Origin of the sequence: Candidatus Aquicultor sp. (genome assembly GCA_036504445.1) — a bacterium.
GTDB lineage: Bacteria > Actinomycetota > Aquicultoria > Aquicultorales > Aquicultoraceae > DASXVE01.
In genome coordinates this window covers 26,149-40,990 of record DASXVE010000008.1, presented here as the reverse complement: position 1 = coordinate 40,990, position 14,842 = coordinate 26,149, and the positions used below count along the sequence as shown (strand labels likewise).

The following is a 14,842-nucleotide window of genomic DNA, read 5'->3' as shown; positions in this document are numbered from 1 at the left end:
CCATTATTGCTACGGCAAAAAAGTTGCTTGGCATCATCTACCAGACCCTGAAGAACAAGTGGGTCTTTGAGGATTTCAGCAACTTTGTGCTGAGATCGACATAAAAATGTAAGTTGGAGTAGATTTCTTTCATAGGAGGATTTATGAAAAGATCATCTTTTAGGATTGTAACTGGCATTATCCTAATTGCTTTGGCATGTGCAGGTGTTAAATATTATAGTTCTATAGGGTTAAAGCCTATTGATAAAGGACAAACAAAATTACTCGGCCGTTCCCAGGTTAGTGTAAATGCACCAGTTAAACGGGCTGTATCCGCGGATCGGCCTGCTTATGCTTCTATGCAAGATCTAAAAAGCCATGCGGAAGCCGTTATCCAGGGTACTGTGCTAAAACAGATAAGGACCTACAACCTTTCGCGAGATGTTCAAGATCCTACAAAGGAGAATACTGAGTTTCCTGTTATGGGCACAGATTACGAGGTGTGCGTTGACAAATATATAAAAGGAAGTGGCGCAAGCACAATTGTTGTGACGCAGGAAAATACACAAGATAGAACACCAATGCAAATCGGGGCAAAGTATGTCCTATTCTTGAACAATGTATCTGGTAAGTACATGTTTGGCGGTGAGCCATTTAAGTTTAAACTTACTGGCGGGAAGGCTCAGGTTGATACAAACAATAAAGGAACACAGGATGCCTTCAAAACAATGAGTGAACAAGATTTTGCCGCAGAACTTCAAAAATAGACATAGATTTTAAGCGTAAAACTAGGGGGTTAATGCTAGCCCCCTAGTTTTAAAGTTTTGTTTATAGACTTATCTTAGCTTTCAAGAATATCCTTCCAACCTATCTAGCTACTTTCTAAGGTTTTAAAGAGCAGCCTATTGCGGCTAAGCAATCAAACTGGCAATATCTGTTAATAGTTGGAATAAGTGACAATCCGGGGAGCCTAGTAGCGCTCAATGATTGCCCTTGCTCTCCATAAGGATTTTGCTATTCTATTACTGCAGCTCAGAGATATATGTAGCCAAATTTTCCAACAACTCGTAGTTTGAATAGCGTCCACTCAGGACAGCAAATGCTTTTGAAGCTCTGGTAGAGATACCAGGGCTTTTTGTTTTATTCATCGCAAATATCCTCATACTCAAAGACTATTGTTGAGCATCTTCACATAATAGCAATTTTTAGTTATTGCTTTGAAATCATAATTACTCGACCCAAACAACATTTAGCCGATCGTGCGTGACTACTCACATCGTTTAACATGATATGGTGTTGGGTACGCTAGACGTCGAGCTTCGGAGCCTGAAGCAGCTTATACGACAACTGGATTACCAAGTCCAGCTGTCTTTAACAGTTGCCGCATAAGTTTAGAAGGGGGCGTAAATATTGAAACGAAAAATGGTTCTTGTCGTCGTACTGCTTTTCGTGCTCGTATTCGCTATGTCGACTCAGGTCAACGCAGCTGGCACCTGGACGAAGCAGACCAGCGGAACCAAAAACGACTTACACGGGGTTCGTTTCGTCAACACCAGTAACGGCTGGGCAGTAGGGGCAGGAGGAGCTATTCTGCACACTACCAACGGCGGTGCGACCTGGAAGAAGCAGACCAGTGGCACTACTAATGATCTGTGGTCCGTCTACTTTATTAACGCCAAAACCGGATGGGTAGTGGGTGATAACGGCACCGTCTTAAAAACTGCGAACGCAGGCGCAACCTGGACACCGCCACAAACGAGCGGAACAAGTAATGCTCTATACTCGGTCTACTTTATTAACGCCAAAACCGGATGGGCGGCAGGCAATGCAGGCACAATCCTTCACACTGCGAACGGCGGTAAGACCTGGACAGCGCAGTCAAGCGGAACTAACGATTTTTTCAAGACCGTTCAATTCGTCAACGCCAATACTGGCTGGGCTGTTGGCGGGGCCGGGAATGCACGGCACACTACGAACGGTGGAACGACCTGGACAGCGCAGAATCTGGGAACGACCGTGGGCATCTACGGTTCCTACTTTACCGACACAAACAATGGTTGGGTGGCAGGAAATGGTGGTACGATCCGTCACACCACGAATGGCGGGACAACAACCTGGACAGCGCAGTCAAGCGGAACGCCAAGCTTTCTCCTCTCAGTTCATTTCGTCAACACCAATACCGGCTGGGCGGCTGGGAGTAACGGCGCAATTATCCATACTATCAATGGCGGGGCTACTTGGACGAAGCAGGCTAGCGGCACAACTAAAGATCTCCTTTCCACCGATTTCGTCAACGCTAATACTGGTTGGGCAGTGGGAATGGGCGGCATCATTCTTAAGTACCGGGATACGACCAAGGGTGCAGCTGCCACCATGAAGTAGGGCACTGCCTCAACCCATCTGACTTAACCATCATCAGCGGCAATCCGGGTTCGAAGATCGTCCAGTAACCCCAGCAAATGCTTTTGAAGCCCTGGTAGAGATACCGGGGCTTTTTATATCTAAAAGCGGGGCCTATTATTTGTCTCGCCGTGGCGATAAAGCCTTGCCTATACTGAGTGCAAGCAGTGCTAACGGCAACATTGCAAGACCCAGTGGAATGCTTATATAGACCAGATGCCAGCTTAATAAGTTCTCTTGAGACAACCGGAACAGTGCATATATTGAATACGGAAGGGTAATCATAATCGCAGAAACAACGCCGAGCGTATATGTGCGCAAGATGATAGTCTGGCCGACGTGAATAAATACGTGCGCAAGAGTAGCCAACAGCACTGCAAGAAAAAAGATCGAAATGCTACCGCTCTTAACAGATTGAACTCCAAGGTAAGTTGCCCCAATAATAATAATTAATAGGAATCCAACCGCTATGGCGAACTGAGACGAACTCACGTTAAATGTTGTTTCCAACAAGGCGTTCATCTTGCGAGGCAGCTTGGAGGTGATTCTGCCTTTGTTTTTTCGCATGAATCGTTCAACCATCGCGATCTCTTCTGAGTCATGCAACAAGAATGCTATAGGAAAAAGCCAAAGAATCGCTGTTATGCTCAGTGATGTGTTTGGGTATTGCAGTAGTGCTGCTAGCACATTTCATCATGCATGTAAGCAATGCTCCTTTTTATTAATTACGCTTATTACCTACTATAGCCGAGCCTAGGATGCCTGCGAAGCGCACTCTGTGCGCATGAAGAAGGTTCGAAGATCGTCCAGTAACCCCAGCCATAAGGTTAGAGCCCGCTTTTAGCGGGCTTTTTTGTTGGTACTGCGACAGGTGGAGCGGGCTTCTTGTCTCACGCGTAGAATTGGATAGATGTTTTCTCGCCTTAATAAATTTGGTACCTGAAATGCTTATTTCTGCGGTTGAGTAGCTATAGCCCTCGATAGGCTATCGAGTTTATGGGGATAGCTTTATAATATTACCCATAAGGTGCTAATGTAGAAATAGCTTGTTACGGGAGGAACATCGCAGGCAATTACCCAGACTGGTTTTATAGTTAATTATTCCCAAGGGAGCAGGTAGATGAGGATAAGTGATGTACTAAACGATGCAACAGTCTACAGTAATCAGCCCAGCAGTTATGCAGTAAAGACTAAGGGCAACCCAGAAATACCAGAACAGAAAGACTCCGTGGAGCTATCCGATGAAAGCAGCGCTTTACGCGCGATTGCTGTGAAGTATGATGTGAGAAACATTTCGCCGAGGCAGATGGCGAACATGAGTCGAGAACTCTATGATGCAGGATTAATTTCGCTTAAGGAACACGCCTTATTATCCTTTCAAATAAGCCTAAACACCGAACAGATGGCCAGAATAAGTGCTGCAATGAAAGCCCAAGGAAAAACAGTGAATATACCGGGCCCCGATACTCCGGTCGATTTTATAGCAGATTGGAACAAAAAGTTAGAGCTACAAAAGCAAACGGGTGCCAATCCTGAGTTCATAAAAAATACGGAGCGGATAATTAATATTCTGGAGACCATCCAAAGCGCCCACGAACGATAGATGATTTAAAAGCATGGATCGTCTTTGCGTATGCTAATCCAGGTTCGGAGATTGTTTACTAGCCCCAGCAAAATCTTAACCCCTTGAAAATGGCTTTGACAAGCCATTTTCTTTTTGCCTTAAATTAGAGGGCTCCAAGGATTCGAACTAGATCGTTTTAGCGCCCCATGGTGCAACCTAGCGTTATTATAATAATCGTTATGTTAATATCAATAGCTTGCCTTTTAATATGGTATAATTCGTACTTAAGAGAAGGATAAATTATGAGCGCAGTTAAAAAGGAAGTTAGTGATCTTTTATCCCGCTTGCCGGACGACTGCACTATTGAAGATATCCAATATCATCTTTATGTTCTACAAAAAGTAGAGCGCGGTCTTAACGACGCAGAAGAAGGACGTATCAATTCACAGCAAGAAGTCGAAGCACGGATGACAAAATGGCTCGAAAAGTAGTCTGGTCTACAGAAGCTGTTACCGATCTTGAATTGCTTGCTGACTATATCGCAAGGGATTCTGCTGCATATGCCACCTCCCTTATTCAAGAGATACTAGGTGTAAGCAAAACGCTTGCCGAATTTTCCAAAAAGAGGCTACCGATTCATCTACCACATCGAGAAATCCCGCATCGTGATTTTAGGTCTGATTCATGTTAGTAGAGACCCAGGCAAATTGTGGAAAGGTGAGCAAACATGAAATGCCCAACATATGGCGGAACGGTAAAGCGGGGCGTCACAAATTTACCAATCGAATAACTCTTCTTCGTCCTTTATCCCATAACGCTTAGCTGTCGTGTTGCCGTATGCAAACAAATTCTGCCACGCTGCGTCGGACTCCCGCGTTTCATACACGAGAACCATTTCGCACAATAGATCGCTTTCAGAGCGTTGCCCTTTTTGGCAAAAGCCTCGATTTTATTAGCAGTTTCAGCGGGCAGAGAAAATGCCATTTTCTTTTTGCACAAAATTTGAACCTCTAAGAACTCGAACTTCACAAATGCACATTTATTGATTAGCCCGCGCTAAAATAGCCGGCAGCACGCTTATCCTTTGCCACACGCGGAGTAATCGCAGCCTAGAAGTTGTGTGCTCGCATTTATCCAGGCAACAAGTTGAAGTAGCGCAGCTGCACGGTGCTTTCGGTGATTCGAGAATGGTTGCACGAGTATGGGTGTAACCAAATAGGAGATGAAAACCATGCTTTATGTCGGCGAAAAACGAGGGGCTGGTCTACGAGAAACGAATCGGCGTCATTGGAAGCGGAAAGCGAAGGAACTGCCTTGCGCTTTTTCATCACAAAAGGCATAATCATAGTAGTAAAATATGATGTGGTCATATAACGCATACACAGGCGTACTTAAGTGGTACAAGATCATGCTCGACAGCCTTGAAAACCCTTCTCCGGGGTTTTGAAGAGCCTTCGCAAAGCATGAAAGAAGCGGTAAGGACAAGGTCTACTCTTATTTCTCACCAAAATACCGTGATTGAAGCAAGGGTGTTAACAAGATACCGAATAAGTTGACGCCCGAGACCCTGAAAGTATTTGTCAGAAGAAAAGAATCGAATCGAAAATGAATGGTTGTAGGAAAAATATCGCATATCTCAGCAAAATTGAGTCATGGCAAACGACGACAGCATACAACTGGCGATTATAAATAGGAACTACACGGCGAGCTATCGACGGTTGAAGAGCGTGAGGCGGATTTGAGGAAGGATTGAGTGACACGAGAATGTGCCACGATTAAGAGATGAATAACTCAGTGCAAACTTACTTCCGCTATTGGGGCAAGGCAGAGAGGGATGGAGCCGCTTATCATCGCCTGGCATACCATTGCCTCGATGTGGCCGCAGTGGGGCATATATTGCTGAAGCAGCGTGATGGCGTACAGCAAAGGATCAGCACTATAACAGGTCTCAACGCCGCGCTATGCTCGCATTGGCTAGTGCTGTTTTTAGGTTTACACGATCTCGGCAAGTTTTCTGAAAGCTTTCAGAATTTGAGACCTGATTTATTTGAGCAGATGCAAGGAAAGGTTAGCAACAGGTCTTATCCTGTCCGCCATGACAGTCTTGGGAATCTGCTCTGGACTTATGGTTTGCGGCAATCACGTGCGAGGGCTTTCTCTGATCTGCCTGATTTTGAAGCGTTTTCAGAATATTGGCAAGAGATTTTTGCTTTTATCGCTAAGGCACATACTGGTCATCACGGGGAGCCGCCACGCATGAAAGGGCCGAACGGCTTACCCCTCGCCTTATCAAGTTTTTTTGACCGTGATGATATAAATGCTGCAGTAGACTTTTTTGTGGACTTTCATACTCTTCTACTTCACGAGTATGGAACAGTCTCCAATACACAGTCTCCCACGATCATTTATGAGCAAATGCCAATAGCTTCTTGGCTCATGGCTGGTTTTGCAGTGCTCTGCGACTGGATAGGATCGAACAGCAAATGGTTTCCTCTTTGTGATAATCAAATGTCGCTTGCCGAATATTGGCGCCAATATGCCTTACCGCAGGCAGAACGAGCAATTCGCGAGACAGGTCTTAGTGCAGCATTGCCACGCCAATACGACAACACATTCATGGGCCTATTCCCAGCGATCAGTAAACCGACCCCGTTGCAGCAGCACGTTACGGAATGCCCGATTGCAGCTGCTCCACAGCTTTTTATTCTCGAAGACGTTACTGGTTCCGGCAAAACTGAGGCGGCATTATCTCTAGCGCAACGCCTAATGGCAGGCGGAGCGGGAAATGGCATCTTTATCGCGTTACCTACCATGGCGACATCGAATGCGATGTATGAGCGGATAGCCACGGTGTATGAAAAATTCTTTACTGAAGAATCCTCCCCCTCGCTTGTTTTGACCCATGGTGCACGACATCTTTCCGAATCCTTTCTTCGTTCTATAACGGCTTCCTATAAGATTCACCAGGAATATGGAAATAATGATGAAACCGCTGGAGCCCAGTGTGTAAGTTGGCTGGCTGATCGCCGGAAGAAGGCCCTGCTAGCCGATGTGGGGGTAGGAACTCTTGACCAGGCACTGCTGGCAATTCTTCCATCCCGTTTCCAGTCGCTGAGGCTCCTGGGTCTTGTCGAACATATTCTAATCATCGATGAGGTGCATGCCTACGACCCGTATATGAATATGCTCCTGAAAACTTTGCTAACATTCCATGCGGCTTTAGGCGGGAGTGCGATTTTGCTGTCTGCTACCCTGCCGATGAAGGTGCGGCAGGGATTGGTTGACAGTTTTGTCCAAGGGCTTACTACGCAAGTTTCCCCGCACGTCAAATGCGCTGCCTATCCGCTAGCAACTCATGTATCCCGCGAGACACTTGCCGAATATCCGCTGGAAGCCTTCTCGCAGCGTAGGAGCAGCGTTATCGTGAAGATCGTTGCGGAGAGTGACGAAGTAAAGCGCCTGATAGTAGAGGCTGCGCACAAGGGAAAGTGCGTCTGCTGGATACGGAACACTGTGCATGATGCTATGGCTGCGTATGAGGCCCTTCGGGCGGAGTTCGAAACAGATCGCGTTATGCTTTTTCATGCTCGCTTCGCCATGGGGGACCGTCTGGATATTGAGAAGGCTGTTTGTGCTACCTTTGGCAAGGAGAGCGGCGAGAAAGAACGGAGTGGGAAAGTTTTGATAGCAACGCAGGTGGCAGAACAATCTCTTGACCTGGACTTCGATCTGCTTATCTCTGATCTTGCGCCCATGGATTTGTTGATTCAGCGTGCCGGAAGACTGCACCGTCATCTGCGCGACGAACGGGGGAACCTGTTGCAAGCTAGTGCAGGGCGTGACCGGCGTGAGCTACCCCGCTTTATTATTCACGGGCCTTTGCCGATCGATTCTGCCGGCAGAGACTGGTACGAGAACGTTTTTCCGAAAGGTGCATTCGTTTATCCAAGCCATGGTTGTTTATGGTTGACTGCGCGATTATTGCAGGAAAAGGGCGTTCTTCGTATGCCTGATGATGCGAGAATACTGATTGAAGCCGCCTACACCGACGAGGGCGTCGATTTAATACCCGCATCGCTCCAGCAACGCGATTTGCAGGCTGAGGCGCAATGGCAGGCCGATAGGTCGCTTGCGCGAATCAATGCGCTGACACTTGAGGAAGGTTACGTCGCCACGCCTAACCAATGGCTTGAGGATACGCAGACTCCGACACGGCTGGGTGACATGGAGACCACGGTTCGTCTTGTTCGCTGGGACGGCAAAGTCCTATCTCCATGGTATGCGAAAGGTGATTTCCCTTGGGATATGAGCCAAGTGAGTCTGCGGAGTGTCTTGGTAAATGCTGAAGCTGAGCATGATGATCCTGTGCTCAGGTCTGAGATTGAGCAATTGAAAGCCCGTTTACCAGACAGAGGTAAATGGAGCATCCTCGTTCCGCTGTCCATTGGTAAGGATGGAATATGGCGGGGCAAGGCGCTGAACAAGAAAGGTGTCGAAGTGATTCTATCCTACAACCATGCAACGGGGATCATTGTTAATGAAGAGGAGGTTTAAATGCAGTTCAATCTCATAGATGAAAAGTGGATTCCGGTTAAACGACGGGATGGAACAGAAATGATGATCGCACCCTGGCAGATAACTTCCGATTTTGATGTCAACCCTGTTGTTGCCCTTAATGCCCCGCGGCCAGATTTTAACGGCGCCCTTATCCAGTTCCTTATCGGACTCATGCAAACCGTGGCTGCGCCCGCTAATAGAATCGAATGGAAGAAGGCGCTTACAGAGCCATCTGCGCCCGAAGAATTGCAGGCAAAGTTTTCAACTGTTCGACATGCCTTTGAGCTTGGTGGGGATGGAGCAAGGTTCATGCAAGATCAGGATAGACTGGAGGCTAAAGAGAGAAGCATCGATCGTTTATTGATAGACATGCCGGGCGAAAACACCTGCAAGGAAAACAAGGATCACTTCGTAAAGCGTAATACAGTAAAAGCACTTTGCTCATCATGTTGTGCGATGGCCTTATTTACAATGCAGACCAATGCGCCTAAGGGTGGTCCTGGTTTTAGGACATCATTACGTGGTGGAGGTCCATTAACGACTCTTGTCCTTGGTGATCAAGGTCACAGCACGCTTTGGCACTTAATCTGGCTTAATGTACTAGAGAGTAACATATTTCTGCGGACCCATGGAAACACGGCACCGATAGCTGAGAGTGATATATTTCCTTGGCTTGGAAAAACCAGGACCAGCGAAAACAAGAATGGAATAGATACTACTCCTGAAGACGTCCACCCTGCGATGGTGTTCTGGGGAATGCCACGTCGAATTAGGTTGAATCTAGATTCGTTGAAGGCGGGTATGTGTGATGTGTGCGGATCATTTGGCCATTTAATTCAAGCATATCAAGACAAGAATTATGGCATGAATTTCACAGGTGCTTGGCTGCATCCTCTTTCTCCGTACAGTTACAAAGACGGCTTACCCATATCTGCCAAAGGACAGCGTGGCGGTGTTAGCTACCGATACTGGCTTGGTTTTGTACAAGAAAATGCGGAAGAACGTCGAGTGCCTGCCCGTATTGTTCACGAATTTCAGGAGAACCGACAACAAAACCTTAAAGATTGGCAATTTCGCTTGTGGGCTTTTGGATTTGATATGGAAGACATGACGGCTCGTTGTTGGTACGAAGCAAAGATGCCTCTGCTTTACATGGAGATGTCTTTGCGAGACGAGTACGAGCACACTGTGGCAGGCATGGTCAAGTCAGCTGCAGAAATTGCAAGGAATGTGCAGATTGCCGTAAAAAAGGCTTGGTTCAAGCGGCCGGGCGAAGTGAAGGGTGACACTTCGTTTATAAGTAATAGTTTCTGGCAGAACACTGAACCAGCATTTTACGAGACGCTGCATAACCTGAAAACAGCTCTTGCATCTGCTGCCGATGGCATGGAGGCTCGTAAAGCATGGCACGCAAGCCTCTGTAAAGAGGCATTGCGACTCTTTGATATCTATGCCCTGGAAGGTCCCATCGAAGATGCAGATCCAAAAAGAATTGTTATAGCACGCCGCAAACTGGAGTATTTCAATAGAAGTAAAACAATTAAGGAGCTTCTGGGATTGCCGGTTGAACAGCAGCCAGCAGGCAAAGCGAAGGAGAAAAGCGGTTAGTAATATGATAAACATGGTTAAAGTTGAGGTTAGGATTTGCACAAGGCGAAAGGAGGTAGCATGAGTTCCTCGTATCTGCGGTTTGACAAAGATTCGCCTGAACTCAAGGCACTAACAGATTGGTGGAGGGGGTTGGAAGATAGCCGTGGCGATCGGGCTGTGCTTCGGCGCTGTCGCAGCCTTGCTGATGTTGTATTTTCACCGGCGTATCATCGTTTACGATGGGCCGTCAGCCGTTTCGGTTCGATTGACGATGACCGTTTGGCCCTTATTGTCGGACTTGCAGCCCGCATCAAGTCAAATAGTGAGGGAAGCTCTATTGCTGAGCAAATGGCAACCGGCAAGGCAGACGGCTACGGCTCTGCCAGGGTCAGCGGGTTACGTTTTCGGCGGCTGTTAAAAGTGCAGGAAAAGGACGACTTATTTACCAGCATGGCTCGAATCATAGCTCTGCTGGGCGGCACGACAAACCTTCAGAGCCTTGCCCAGAGCGTTTACTTCTGGAACGATACGACCCGTAAGCAGTGGGCGTTCGATTATTACTCAAGGGCACCCGAGGAAGCGTAATAGCTTCTAAAGCTGATCCAACTAAATTTCTTATAATTGGAGGAGACTAAAAATATGAGTACATTTGTCCAGTTGCATCTGTTGACCTCGTATCCGCCATCCAATCTAAATCGGGATGACTTAGGGCGACCCAAGACTGCCGTCATGGGCGGCAAGACCAGACTGAGGGTGTCATCACAAAGTCTCAAGCGGGCTTGGAGAACATCAGCGTTGTTTGAGTCTGCATTAGATGGTCATATTGGTAAACGTACTAAGAAAATGGGTTTAGAAGTATATAAAATGCTTTGCGCAAAAGGAGTCGCTGAGAATAAAGCCAAAGAGTTGGCAATTGAAGTCGTAGGATTTTTTGGCGCAACTGAAAATGCAGTAAAGAACAAACCTCTTAAAGAGCTTGAATCGTCACAACTCATTCATTTCAACCAGTCAGAAATGCTTGCACTCAGTGACTTGACAGAGAAAATTGCCAAAGATGCGAAAGTAGATACTGATGATCTTAAGAAGCTGGTTGCGAAAAGATACGATATAGATGTTGCCATGTTCGGCAGGATGCTGACTGGCAAAGAAGTTGTCAAGGTCACCAAGAACACCGAAGCCGCCGTGCAGGTGGCCCATGCAGTCACCGTGCACGAGGTAGCCGTGGAAGACGATTACTTTACCGCCGTCGATGACCTGAACAACGGAGAAGAAGACGCAGGTGCTGCACACATCGGCGAAACCGAGTTCGCTTCCGGTGCATTCTATCTCTATCTATGCATTAATCGAGATTTGCTCGAAGAAAACCTTGGCGGAGATAAGGCACTTGCAAAGAAAGCCCTAACGGCGCTGGTCGAGTCTGCTGCGAAAGTCGCCCCCAACGGTAAACAGAACAGCTTCGCCTCGCGTGCCTATGCATCGTACATCATGGCCGAGAAAGGGGAACAACAACCCCGTTCCCTTTCCGTAGCCTTCCTTAAGCCGGTGCGTGGTGAGGATATCATGAATAAGGCGATTGCAGAACTGGAGGCTAAGCGCGCAAATATGGAAAAGGTCTATGGTCTATGTGCTGCAGGCGATCCCATGATTATGAACGCTGAAACTGGCGAGGGCAGCCTGAACGACATTGCCACTTTCGTGACGGAGTAATCTCATGGAAAAATATCTTATCTTTTGCCTGTATGGTCCATTGGCAGCATGGGGTGATATTGCCGTGGGAGAATACAGACCCAGTTTCGCCCATCCGTCGAAATCGGCTGTTGTCGGTTTGCTTGCGGCAGCACTTGGTATCCATAGAGATAACGTGGAACAGCAGAAGAAGTTAGCTACAGCCTGCTCCTTCGCTGTACGAGTGGACGCGATAGGAACGCTTCTCCGAGACTACCACACCAGCCAAGTCCCGTCGGCAAAGAAGGGAGTTACCCACTATACACGTCGTTCTGAACTTGCCGCTGGCGATCTCAGCACGATTCTTTCCAGTCGTGATTATCGGTGTGATGCAGCCTATACCGTAGCAATCAAAGTTCGTGCTGGAGCGGAGTACACTGCTCAGCAACTTGCTGACGCATTACTAAAACCGATATTTACCCTCTATCTCGGACGAAAATCGTGTCCTTTGGCATTGCCGCTCCAACCACGCGTCGACAGTTTTGCAACGCTTAAGGAAGCATTAGCAACCGTGACTTTAGATGATGACGAATTGCCCGGGGTCGCCCAAGACTCCCATGTCTCTATCTATTGGGAGGAAGATCAGGTCAGCGGGTTCGAATACGAACGTGTGATCACTCGTCGAGATACACCGCTTTCCCGTACACGTTGGCAATTCGGAGAGCGGCGCGAGAATCATTGCACTATACGAAAGGGGGAGTAGACATGTTTTTAAGTGTGATAAAACTTGGTAGGAATATGTCACCCCGCAATGTATTTGACCTAACCAAAGGGGACAGCTACCAGGTGCATCGTCTCATCTGGAATCTGTTCGCCGACAGCCCTGATCGGCGTCGAGATTTTCTCTATCGTCAGGAAACAGTCGATAATCGGCCGACGTTCTACACCGTTTCGGTGCGGAAACCAAGTGTTGTCTGTGGAAGCTGGGAAGTTAAAAGCAAGGAATACCGCCCGAAACTCAGTGCTGGACAGCGCTTAGCTTTCACGCTGCGCGCCAATCCTATCCGCGCCAAAAGGGATGAAGAAAATAAACAGCATCGGCATGATGTGGTCATGGAGGCCAAGGCTCGGTTGCGGGGGAATGATGAGCAAACTCCTCTTCCCGTCCTGATACAGGATGAGGGTAGCAAGTGGCTTTTGTCCCGTGCGGAGAGATGTGGGTTTCAGATTAAACCGGAGCACATCCGTGTGGATGGCTACCAGCAACACCGCTTTTTAAAAGGAAAGGGCAATAAGCAGGTAAGCATCAGCACTTTGGAGTTCAATGGCCTATTGACAGTTATAGACCCTAGCCTTTTTCTCGAAGCACTCTACACCGGCATCGGCCCGGCTAAAGGCTTCGGTTGCGGGCTTATGCTGGTGAGACGGGGATGAACCACGGCCTCCTCGAGTCGTCGAGGGAATCATAATCATAGGGAAGAAAGGCACGGCAATTTAGATAAGCCAACAGTCATGAAATGGGTCGACGGCTAAGGCGCCCGCCTTAGCCGGCAGCAGTGGTCTGTTGCATGAGGCGCGCAAGTCAACAGCTTGTGCTGTCAATTTACCTATGATGGTAGCCTGTCGTGCAATCGGGCTGCGGATTCTTGAGTTTCGCAAAAAGAAATAAGGAGAACGTAGTGCACTGAGAAGAAGAGAAGAGGTGATGACGACTTGACCGAGCCAGTTCTTCCTCCGCTGAAACCCATCCTAATGAAAGATCGAATGTCTGTTCTATTCATAGAGAAGGGAAATTTGGATGTGCTTGATGGGGCTTTTGTGGTAGTGGATAAGACGGGCGTACGTACACATATACCCGTAGGCGGTGTGGCATGTCTTATGTTGGAGCCGGGGACGCGGGTATCGCATGCAGCAGTGACGTTGGCCTCACGCGTTGGGTGTTTGCTTGTGTGGGTCGGTGATGGTGGCGTGCGGCTCTATGCATCGGGTCAGCCGGGAGGCGCACGGGCAGACCGTCTTCTGTACCAGGCGAAGCTGGCGCTGGATGACGACGCACGGTTGAAGGTTGTCCGCAAGATGTACGCCATGCGATTCCATGAAGAGCCGCCTGAGCGGCGAAGCGTGGCCCAGCTTCGTGGGATTGAGGGCGTCCGAGTCCGAAAGATGTATGAGCTTCTTGCCAAGCAGTACAAGGTTGAATGGAAATCCCGTAACTACGACCATACTGAGTGGGGTAGTGGCGACGTCCCAAACCGCTGTCTGAGTTCGGCGAATGCCTGCTTATACGGTATTTGTGAAGCAGCGATCTTAGCTGCAGGGTATGCCCCTGCAGTTGGGTTTATACATACCGGAAAACCGCAGTCGTTTGTGTATGATGTCGCGGATATTTTCAAGTTTGATACCGTTGTACCGGTTGCTTTCCAGATTGCGGCCCGGAATCCTGGTAATCCAGAACGCGAGATCCGCCTTGCATGCCGTGATGCTTTCCGTCAATCGAGGATGTTGCAGCGCATTATTCCGACGATAGATCAGGTACTGGCGGCTGGTGGCCTAGCAATGCCGAAGCCGCCTGATGAGGCTGTTGCGCCTGCAATTCCAAACAAGGAGGGCATAGGGGATGTTGGTCATCGTGGTTGAAAATATCCCGCCTCGCTTGCGCGGGCGCCTGGCTATATGGCTGCTAGAGGTGAGGGCAGGTGTATATGTCGGTGATACTTCGAGACGAGTGCGTGAGATGATTTGGGAACAAGTTGAAAGAGGGGTTGAAGAGGGGAATGCGGTAATGGCTTGGAGTACGAACACTGAGTCGGGCTTTGACTTCATGACGCTCGGCAAGAATCGAAGAATACCGAAAGAAATGGATGGTATCAAATTGGTATCGTTTCTGCCAGAAAACGGGGTTGTTGGTGATGAAGCTGTGATAGGGTAGAGAAAGCGGTTTTATGGCATTGTGCACGGTAGATATCTAATCTCCCAAATTAGACAATGATTTTGAGGAAGCAGAGGTAGTGCGCGGATGAGCCGCTGTAAGGCAAGCGAGCGAACGTACGTTTGCTAAGTTCCCCGCGGGTGCGGGGATGAACCGAA

13 protein-coding genes and 1 CRISPR repeat array (1 of these 14 cut by a window edge) are annotated in these 14,842 nt (G+C 48.1%); of the genes, 12 read left to right on the top strand and 1 reads right to left on the bottom strand.

Annotated elements, in window-relative coordinates; genetic code table 11:
* The first annotated feature begins 143 nt into the window (after positions 1-143).
* The gene (locus VGK02_01070) at positions 144-746 is read left to right on the top strand and encodes a hypothetical protein (GenBank protein ID HEY3373642.1); all 603 of its coding nucleotides are present in this window, start codon (positions 144-146) and stop codon (positions 744-746) included.
* Between the two features lie 643 nt (positions 747-1,389).
* Positions 1,390-2,361 carry a YCF48-related protein gene (locus VGK02_01065; protein ID HEY3373641.1) on the top strand — a complete coding sequence of 324 codons (972 nt, stop codon included), beginning with the start codon at positions 1,390-1,392 and terminating at the stop codon, positions 2,359-2,361.
* Positions 2,362-2,496: 135 nt separating this feature from the next.
* Here VGK02_01065 and VGK02_01060 read toward each other — a convergent pair whose 3' ends face one another.
* Positions 2,497-3,066 (bottom strand): HXXEE domain-containing protein, encoded by a 570-nt coding sequence (locus VGK02_01060; GenBank protein ID HEY3373640.1) that lies wholly within the window; start codon positions 3,064-3,066, stop codon positions 2,497-2,499.
* Between the two features lie 433 nt (positions 3,067-3,499).
* On the opposite strand from VGK02_01060, the gene VGK02_01055 reads away from it, so the two are divergent.
* The 10 genes from VGK02_01055 (at position 3,500) to cas2e (ending at position 14,684) form a co-directional block, all read left to right on the top strand.
* A complete protein-coding gene (locus VGK02_01055) occupies positions 3,500-3,982 on the top strand; it encodes a hypothetical protein (GenBank protein ID HEY3373639.1) in 483 nt (160 codons plus the stop codon).
* Positions 3,983-4,245: 263 nt separating this feature from the next.
* Positions 4,246-4,434, top strand: coding sequence for a hypothetical protein (locus tag VGK02_01050; protein HEY3373638.1), 189 nt, complete (start codon positions 4,246-4,248; stop codon positions 4,432-4,434).
* 1,291 nt (positions 4,435-5,725) lie between these two features.
* Positions 5,726-8,497 carry a CRISPR-associated helicase Cas3' gene (cas3, locus tag VGK02_01045; protein HEY3373637.1) on the top strand — a complete coding sequence of 924 codons (2,772 nt, stop codon included), beginning with the start codon at positions 5,726-5,728 and terminating at the stop codon, positions 8,495-8,497.
* The gene (gene casA, locus VGK02_01040; GenBank protein ID HEY3373636.1) at positions 8,498-10,108 is read left to right on the top strand and encodes a type I-E CRISPR-associated protein Cse1/CasA; all 1,611 of its coding nucleotides are present in this window, start codon (positions 8,498-8,500) and stop codon (positions 10,106-10,108) included.
* Positions 10,109-10,168: 60 nt separating this feature from the next.
* Entirely contained in the window at positions 10,169-10,675 is a 507-nt protein-coding gene (casB, locus tag VGK02_01035) for a type I-E CRISPR-associated protein Cse2/CasB (protein ID HEY3373635.1), read from the top strand.
* Between the two features lie 54 nt (positions 10,676-10,729).
* A complete protein-coding gene (cas7e, locus tag VGK02_01030) occupies positions 10,730-11,797 on the top strand; it encodes a type I-E CRISPR-associated protein Cas7/Cse4/CasC (GenBank protein ID HEY3373634.1) in 1,068 nt (355 codons plus the stop codon).
* 4 nt (positions 11,798-11,801) lie between these two features.
* Positions 11,802-12,518: a type I-E CRISPR-associated protein Cas5/CasD gene (gene cas5e / locus VGK02_01025; protein HEY3373633.1), complete on the top strand. Its 717-nt coding sequence runs from the start codon at positions 11,802-11,804 to the stop codon at positions 12,516-12,518.
* Positions 12,519-12,520: 2 nt separating this feature from the next.
* Positions 12,521-13,189: a type I-E CRISPR-associated protein Cas6/Cse3/CasE gene (gene cas6e, locus VGK02_01020; protein HEY3373632.1), complete on the top strand. Its 669-nt coding sequence runs from the start codon at positions 12,521-12,523 to the stop codon at positions 13,187-13,189.
* A 279-nt stretch (positions 13,190-13,468) separates the two neighbouring features.
* Positions 13,469-14,392 carry a type I-E CRISPR-associated endonuclease Cas1e gene (cas1e, locus tag VGK02_01015; protein ID HEY3373631.1) on the top strand — a complete coding sequence of 308 codons (924 nt, stop codon included), beginning with the start codon at positions 13,469-13,471 and terminating at the stop codon, positions 14,390-14,392.
* Positions 14,373-14,684 (top strand): type I-E CRISPR-associated endoribonuclease Cas2e, encoded by a 312-nt coding sequence (gene cas2e / locus VGK02_01010; GenBank protein HEY3373630.1) that lies wholly within the window; start codon positions 14,373-14,375, stop codon positions 14,682-14,684. Before cas1e ends, cas2e begins: the two co-directional genes overlap by 20 nt.
* Positions 14,685-14,811: 127 nt before the next feature.
* Positions 14,812-14,842: a CRISPR direct-repeat array (repeat unit 29 nt; unit sequence AAGTTCCCCGCGGGTGCGGGGATGAACCG) (it continues 2,625 nt past the right edge of the window).

Bases quoted from the DNA above. Each gene is read 5' to 3' on its own strand.
- VGK02_01055 (HEY3373639.1), top strand. From the start codon at position 3,500: ATGAGGATAAGTGATGTACTAAACGATGCAACAGTCTACAGTAATCAG.
- casA (HEY3373636.1), top strand. From the start codon at position 8,498: ATGCAGTTCAATCTCATAGATGAAAAGTGGATTCCGGTTAAACGACGG.
- cas6e (HEY3373632.1), top strand. From the start codon at position 12,521: ATGTTTTTAAGTGTGATAAAACTTGGTAGGAATATGTCACCCCGCAAT.
- cas7e (HEY3373634.1), top strand. From the start codon at position 10,730: ATGAGTACATTTGTCCAGTTGCATCTGTTGACCTCGTATCCGCCATCC.
- cas3 (HEY3373637.1), top strand. From the start codon at position 5,726: ATGAATAACTCAGTGCAAACTTACTTCCGCTATTGGGGCAAGGCAGAG.
- VGK02_01070 (HEY3373642.1), top strand. From the start codon at position 144: ATGAAAAGATCATCTTTTAGGATTGTAACTGGCATTATCCTAATTGCT.
- cas5e (HEY3373633.1), top strand. From the start codon at position 11,802: ATGGAAAAATATCTTATCTTTTGCCTGTATGGTCCATTGGCAGCATGG.
- casB (HEY3373635.1), top strand. From the start codon at position 10,169: ATGAGTTCCTCGTATCTGCGGTTTGACAAAGATTCGCCTGAACTCAAG.
- VGK02_01050 (HEY3373638.1), top strand. From the start codon at position 4,246: ATGAGCGCAGTTAAAAAGGAAGTTAGTGATCTTTTATCCCGCTTGCCG.
- cas2e (HEY3373630.1), top strand. From the start codon at position 14,373: ATGTTGGTCATCGTGGTTGAAAATATCCCGCCTCGCTTGCGCGGGCGC.